The organism is Stenotrophomonas pictorum JCM 9942, from assembly GCF_001310775.1.
Taxonomy (GTDB): domain Bacteria; phylum Pseudomonadota; class Gammaproteobacteria; order Xanthomonadales; family Xanthomonadaceae; genus Stenotrophomonas; species Stenotrophomonas pictorum.
Window position 1 is genome coordinate 1 of record NZ_BAZI01000150.1, and the last position, 6657, is coordinate 6657.

Below are 6657 nucleotides of genomic sequence, written 5' to 3' on the forward strand. Positions count from 1 at the left end.
CTCCTCGGGCGGCCAGCGCGTGCTCTCGCCGTTGCCGGCCGCCGCCACCGCGGCACCGACCGAATACTTCAGGTCCGGGTAGCCCTTGAAGCCCAGCTTCTGGCTGAACTTGACCACGCTGGACTGGCTGATATCCAGCGCATTGGCCAGCTGCTGCGAGGAGTAGTCGCGCAGCAGGTGGGCGTTGTCGAGGATGAAATCGGCGATGCGACGTTCGATCGCCGACATGTGTTCGCGTTCTGCGCGGATTTTCAGCAGCGGGGCCATGAGCGATCGGCGGTTGGGCTGGGGGCGACTCTACGGGATTGCGGCCGGCCGTGGCGCCTCATGGCGATGAGGGGAACGCCGCCGCGGGCAGACCGTGGTCCGCAGACGGCAGCGGCAACCGGAGAGAGAACGGTTGCCGCTGCCATCGCGATCATGCGGCGATCATCTCCAGGCCGCGCACTTCGATGATGCCCAGGCCGGGCGCATTGGTGATGCTGATCTCCGATTCGTTGAAGATCACCCCGCCTTCGACCGGATTGAACTGGCTCAGCGACGGACCATCCAGATCGACCTTGCTGATCGCACCGGACTTGGCCACCGCCAGGTGCACGGCGGCGGCAACGCTGATGCTCGATTCGAGCATGCAGCCGATCATGCACGGCACGCCGTACAGCGCGGCGATGTCGGCGATCTTGATCGCGTTGGAGATGCCGCCGGTCTTCATCAGCTTGATGTTGATGATGTCCGCGGCGCCCTGCTGGATCAGGTCGAACACCTGGTGCGGGCTGAACACGCTCTCATCGGCCATCACCGGCGTGTTGACCCGCTCGGTGACGTACTTCATGCCGGCGATGTCGTTGGCCTTGACCGGTTGCTCGAGCAGTTCCAGCACCACGCCGGCGTTCTCCAGCGCGTTCATCGCGTACACCGCCTGCTTGGCGGTCCAGCCCTGGTTGGCATCCAGGCGCAGCAGGGCGCGACCTTCGACCGCGGCGTGGATCGCCTTGACCCGCTCGATGTCCAGGCCGATGTCCTTGCCGACCTTGATCTTCAGCGATTCGAAGCCGCGGTCCAGTGCCGACAGCGAGTCGGCCACCATCTTGTCGATGTAGTCCACGCTGATGGTGATGTCGGTGGTGATCACCGGGTCGCCGCCGCCCAGCATCTGGTACAGCGGCGCGCCGTGCAGCTGCGCCCACAGGTCGTAGATGGCGATTTCCACCGCCGCCTTGGCGCTGGTGTTGCGTTCCAGCGAGGACTGGATCAGGCCACAGATCCGGTTGAGGTTGCCGATGTCCTCGCCGATCAGGCGCGGCTTGATGAAGCTGTTGATGGCTTCGATGATCGAGCCGTGGGTGTCGCCGGTGATCACCGCCGTGGCCGGGGCCTCGCCGTAGCCGGTATGGCCGGTGTCGGTGCGCACCAGAACCACCACATCCTCCACCGATTCCACGGTGCGCAATGCGGTCTTGAACGGTGTTTTCAGTGGCACGCGGAGCATGCCCAGTTCGATGTCGGTGATCTTCATTTGGTGTCTTGCGGGCGGATGCGCTGGATGTTGGTGATGCGGTCGATATAGCTGGCGGTGTCGCTGGCCATCATCGGCTGCAGCGGGGTCACCGAGACGCCGTTGAGGCTGGCGTGCACGCGCTTGCCGTCGGCGCCGTACCAGCTGCCACCGGAGGTGTCGTGGATCACCCAGGTCAGGCCATTGGCGTCGCCCAGCATCATCATCACGTGGCCGGGGATGTAGACCAGGTCGCCGACCTGCAGCCCGGCGATCGCATCACTGCGCTTGGCCTTGCTGTCCTTGTCGGTGAAAGGAACGCGGTTCAAGGCCGGGCTGATCGCCTGCGCGCTGGTGTTGCGCGGCAGCAGCACGCCGAAGCTGCGGTAGATCTCCGAGACGAAGCCGCTGCAGTCGCGGGTGTCGTAGGAATGGCCCCAGCCGTAGCGCTCGCCGAGAAATTTGAACGCCTGGGTGATCAGGTTGGCCTGGGTCAGCGGCAGGTAGTCGTCGGAAGACTCTTGCGAACGCGGCAGCAGCGCCGGTGCGAAGCCGAGACTGCCATCGTCGTTGCGCACCGGCAGCTGGATCACATGGCCGGCATGGGCCTGCTGGCCGTTGACCGGCTCCATCGCCGGCCAGTCGGCCAGCACCGGCACGCGCAGGCCCATCTCCAGCTGCAGGTTGGACACACGCGGTTCCTCCGGTGTGTGTGCGGTGAAGGCCTTGCCCGCGGTGATCACCCGGTACGGCCCTTGCGCGCCGTAACCGAACACCTGCCCGGCGCTGCCGATCCCGATGAAACGCTTCTCCATCCATGCCGCGTAGCGTTCGCTGGCGACGAACACCCATTGGCCGTCGGCGCTTTCATGCAGCACCGCCACCGCGTCGCCGGGGAACAGCGCCGACTCCTGGAAACGGTCGATGTCGGTGTCGCCCTGGCTGCTGAACACCCGCAGCGCCGTGGGGAAAGCACGCAGCGCGGCGCGGTGCACCACCAGCCCGTACTGGATCGGGCGGCTGGCCGGAATGCGCTCCAGCGCCAGGTTGTCGCTGATCGCGCGCAGCTGGTCGGCGCCGACCCGCTTGCCCTGCACGTCGTACAGCGGGCGGGTTGGCAGGCGGGAGATGCCGTCGATGTGCTCGCGCACCAGTACTTCCGGCAGTGTCGCCGGCAGGGCGCGCAGGTCGATGATCGAAGTGTCGAGCTGGCGCATGCGCGCGTTCTGCGCGGCGATGGCGGCGCGGTCCAGGATCAGCTTGTCGGCATCGGGCAGTTGGGCGATCCACGGCTGCGGCGCCAGCAGGCGTTCCTCCAGTCCGATGATGCCGGCGTAGGCGGGTGCCTGCGCGGCCGGCTTGGGCGGTGACAGGGTCAGCGCGAACGCCGGTCCGGCGCACAGCGCCGTGGCAAGAATCAGGGCCCGGGTCAGCGGGGCGAGGCGTCGGTGCAACAGCTGCGCCGGAATGGTGGTCATTGGAGCGTTCCCCTCTGATGGTGCCTTGGAATATTTATTCCTTTCGCCAATTAAAGCAAGAATAAATTATTGACCGGCTGTCGGGTGCGTGGTACACAGCCGTCACCACCCTGCACCAGAGAAGTGTTGCCGTGGATCCAGCCATTCGCCAAATCTTCATCCCGTTGCTTCCCGCCAATCGATGTCCGGGCGGTGCGTTGCCGGGCCTGACGGTCGGCATGTCGGAGGGAGCGACAGGCGAGCCGGGCGAGGGTGGGCAACGCGGTCGCCTGCTGGCGCGCCGGGACAGGCAGCCTTTCCGTTTCGATCAGGGGAACTCCCACTGCCAGTGACCGGCTGTGCCACGGGCAGCGGCATAACAAGTTGTTTTGCGCGGTACTTTCAATATCTGCAGGAGAGAGCAGGGGATGAACACGAAAATGTTGAAGAAAGCGGCTTTGGCGGTTGCGCTGGGCGCGTGCCTGGGGGCGTTGGCGCCGAGCGCGATGGCACAGAGTGCCACCGGTGCGATCGCCGGCCGGGCAAGTTCCGGTGACCAGATCACCATCACCAACAAGGCCACCGGTCTGACCCGTACCGTGACCGTCGGCGCCGATGGTGCCTACCGCCTGAGCCAGCTGCCGGTCGGCGACTACAGCCTGCAGGTCAAGCGTGATGGCGAGACCGACAAGGAACCGCTGGGCGTGAACGTGTCGCTGGGCGGCACCACCACGGTCAACCTCGGTGGCGCCACCGCCGGCGGCGCGGTGACTCTGGATTCGGTGCAGGTGCTTGGTTCGCGCATCGTCAACCGCGTGGACGTGTACTCGACCGAGTCCTCATTCAACATCAACCGCGAAGAGCTTTCGCGCATGCCGGTGGACCAGAGCGTGGCCGCGGTCGCGTTGCTGGCGCCGGGCGTGGTGAGCTCGGGCTCAAGCTTCGGCGGCTTGAGCTTCGGCGGCTCCTCCGTCGCCGAGAACGTGGCCTACATCAACGGGCTGAACGTCACCGACCCCTATCGTCGCCAGGGCTTCTCGACGGTGCCCTTCAATTTCTACGAAGAGTTCCAGATCAAGACCGGAGGCTACTCGGCCGAGTTCGGCCGCAGCACCGGTGGCGTCATCAACGCCATCACCCGTTCCGGCAGCAACGAGTTCAAGGGCGGCGTCGAAGTCACCATGGAGCCCTCGGCATGGGCTTCGGCGAAGAAGGACCATTTCCATAGCGACGGCACCATCGACGAGCGCGACCGTACCAGCCGCGATCGCAGCCCGCTGACGAAGACCAATGTGTGGGCTTCCGGTCCGATCATGAAGGACAAGCTGTTCTTCTTCGCGATGTACGAGAACCGCGACAGCAAATCGCAGGACGTGGACACCACCGAGGCGTGGAAGACCAAGAGCAACAACGATTTCTGGGGCACCAAGCTCGACTGGTACATCAACGACAACAACCGCCTGGAGCTGCTGGCATTCTCGGACAAGGCCGATTCGGTCACCACCAGTTATGAGAACTACAACTGGGATACCAACATCTTCGGTGATTCCAGCGGCCAGAGCAGCGGTTCCTCCGGTGGCGACAACTGGTCGTTGACCTATACCGGCAGCCTCACCGACAACTTTGTCGCCAAGGCGATGTACGGCGTCAACAAGCGCAGTGCCATGAGCAACAGCCCGCTGGATGCCGAGTGCAGCATCATCACCCTGGCGTCCAGCTACACCAAGAAGTACGGCCCCAAGACCAACGAGGGCTGCCACCCGACCAATGCCGCCATCAGCAGCCGCGAGGACAAGCGAGAGGCGGCGCGCCTGGACTTCGAATGGACTTTGGGCGATCACCTGGTCCGCTTCGGCATGGACCAGGAGGTGATGGATTCGGACAGCTCGGTGGTCTATCCGGGCGACGGGTTCATGTACCAGGCACTGGTGGTGAACGCCGGTAGTTCGGTCAATGGCGTGGTGCTGCCCCCCGGCGTCACCGACATCATCGATGCGCGTTACAAGGTTACCGGCTCGCCGGTGAGCACCAAGGCGCAGGCGTTCTATGTGGAAGACAACTGGAATGTCACGCCGAACCTGCTGTTGAACCTTGGCGTGCGCTTTGACCAGTTCCACAACAAGCTGGCTTCCGGTGCGACCTTTGCCAAGAGCAAGTTCACCGACATGATCTCCCCGCGCCTGGGCTTCAGCTGGGACGTGAAGGGCGATGGCTCGATGAAGGTGTTTGGTAACGCCGGCCGCTACTACACCCCGCTCACCAACAAGATCGCCGACTACTTCGGTGGTGGTACCACCGACGAGCACACCTACTATGCGCTCAATGGCTGGGCACAGAAGCAAAGCTCGACCGGCAATACCTACCTGGTTCCAGTGCTCGGCCAGCAGATCGGCCCGGTGAACACCGATGGCAATGCCCCGGCACCGACGGATGTGCGCACGGCGGTGGCGCGTGACCTGAAGCAGGTCTTCCAGGACGAATACATCCTGGGCTTCCAGCAGGCGATCAACGAGGAGTGGTCCTACGGCGTGAACGCCACCTACCGCCGTATGACGCGTGCGGTGGAAGATGCGCGCATCAACCATGTGGAAGGCTGCGCCTGGTATTCCGGAGATTGGCCGATCATCAACCCGGGTGAAACCAATCAGCTGTGGTGCCCGGATACCGAGAGCTGGGTGACGCTGGATTCGTCCAAGGACGGCTACAAGGCCCTGGGCAGTGGCAACATCATGGGCTACAAGCGTCCCAAGCGTACCTACAAGGCGCTGGAGTTCCAGGTTGACCGTGCCTGGAATGACAAGTGGTCGTTCAATGCCAGCTACCTGCTGTCCAAGAGCGAGGGCAATATCGAAGGGCCGGTCAATTCGGATACCGGCTACAACGACACCAACCTGGTGCAGTACTACGATCACCCGGCCGTCAACGAGCGTTTCGGTGTCACCTTCAATGACGCCCGCCACCAGTTCAAGCTGCGCGGCACCTTCAAGCTCAATGAGCAATGGTCCTTCGGCAGCACGCTGTCGGCCCGCTCGGGCGGCCCGATCACCGCGTTCGGCGTGGTGTGGCCGGACGACAACCGCAATGCCGGTGGCCCGGGTGAATACAGTGGCGGTGGCTCCGGGTGGCTGTGCAAGGCCAACTGCTCGACCTGGGCGACCCGCGAGCTGGAGTATTCCGGACGCGGCGCCTTCGGCCGCATGCCCTGGGTGATCGATATGGGTGCCAGCGTGATGTGGACCTTGCCGGTGGAAGGCATCGACCTGAAGGCTCGCCTGTCGGTGTACAACCTGCTCAACCGGCAGACCGTGGTCAATGTGCACTCCCGCTACGAGAGCACCCCGGGGACAAAGATGCCTTACTTCGGCGAAGGCACCAATTGGCAGGCACCGCGCTATACGAATCTGGTGGTGACCTGGAACTTCTGAACCGGCCGCGTCCGTCAATGACGGTCCATCGGTTCTGAGATTCCCCTCCGGCGGCCCCGTGCAGTGGGGCCGCCTTTTTTCTGGAGCACTGCTTTGGAGCACGTTGTGGAAAAACATCGCCGGGACGGGTTGCCGGCCACGTTCGACCAGGTGGATCTGCCGGCGCTGGCCGCACGCGAAGGCACGCCGCTGTATGTGTACTCGGCCCCGGCGCTGCGCCAGCGCGTGCGGGCGCTGCGGCAGGCGCTGTCCGGCCTGAACGCCGGTATCCGCTATGCGG

At 64.2% G+C, this 6657-nt stretch carries 3 protein-coding genes and 2 pseudogenes; 2 read left to right on the plus strand and 3 right to left on the minus strand.

Annotated elements, in window-relative coordinates:
• The 3 genes and pseudogenes from JCM9942_RS09050 to JCM9942_RS09060 form a co-directional block, all read right to left on the minus strand.
• Positions 1-267, minus strand: a pseudogene (locus JCM9942_RS09050) (MurR/RpiR family transcriptional regulator); the annotation flags it as partial.
• Between the two features lie 151 nt (positions 268-418).
• A complete protein-coding gene (locus JCM9942_RS09055; RefSeq protein ID WP_054659146.1) occupies positions 419-1516 on the minus strand; it encodes a dipeptide epimerase in 1098 nt (365 codons plus the stop codon).
• Positions 1513-2973: a C40 family peptidase gene (locus JCM9942_RS09060; RefSeq protein WP_054659148.1), complete on the minus strand. Its 1461-nt coding sequence runs from the start codon at positions 2971-2973 to the stop codon at positions 1513-1515. Before JCM9942_RS09060 ends, JCM9942_RS09055 begins: the two co-directional genes overlap by 4 nt.
• Positions 2974-3380: 407 nt before the next feature.
• Here JCM9942_RS09060 and JCM9942_RS09065 point away from each other — a divergent pair, with 407 nt between their 5' ends.
• A complete protein-coding gene (locus JCM9942_RS09065; protein ID WP_054659150.1) occupies positions 3381-6377 on the plus strand; it encodes a TonB-dependent receptor in 2997 nt (998 codons plus the stop codon).
• 93 nt (positions 6378-6470) lie between these two features.
• Positions 6471-6657, plus strand: a pseudogene (locus JCM9942_RS09070) (diaminopimelate decarboxylase); the annotation flags it as partial.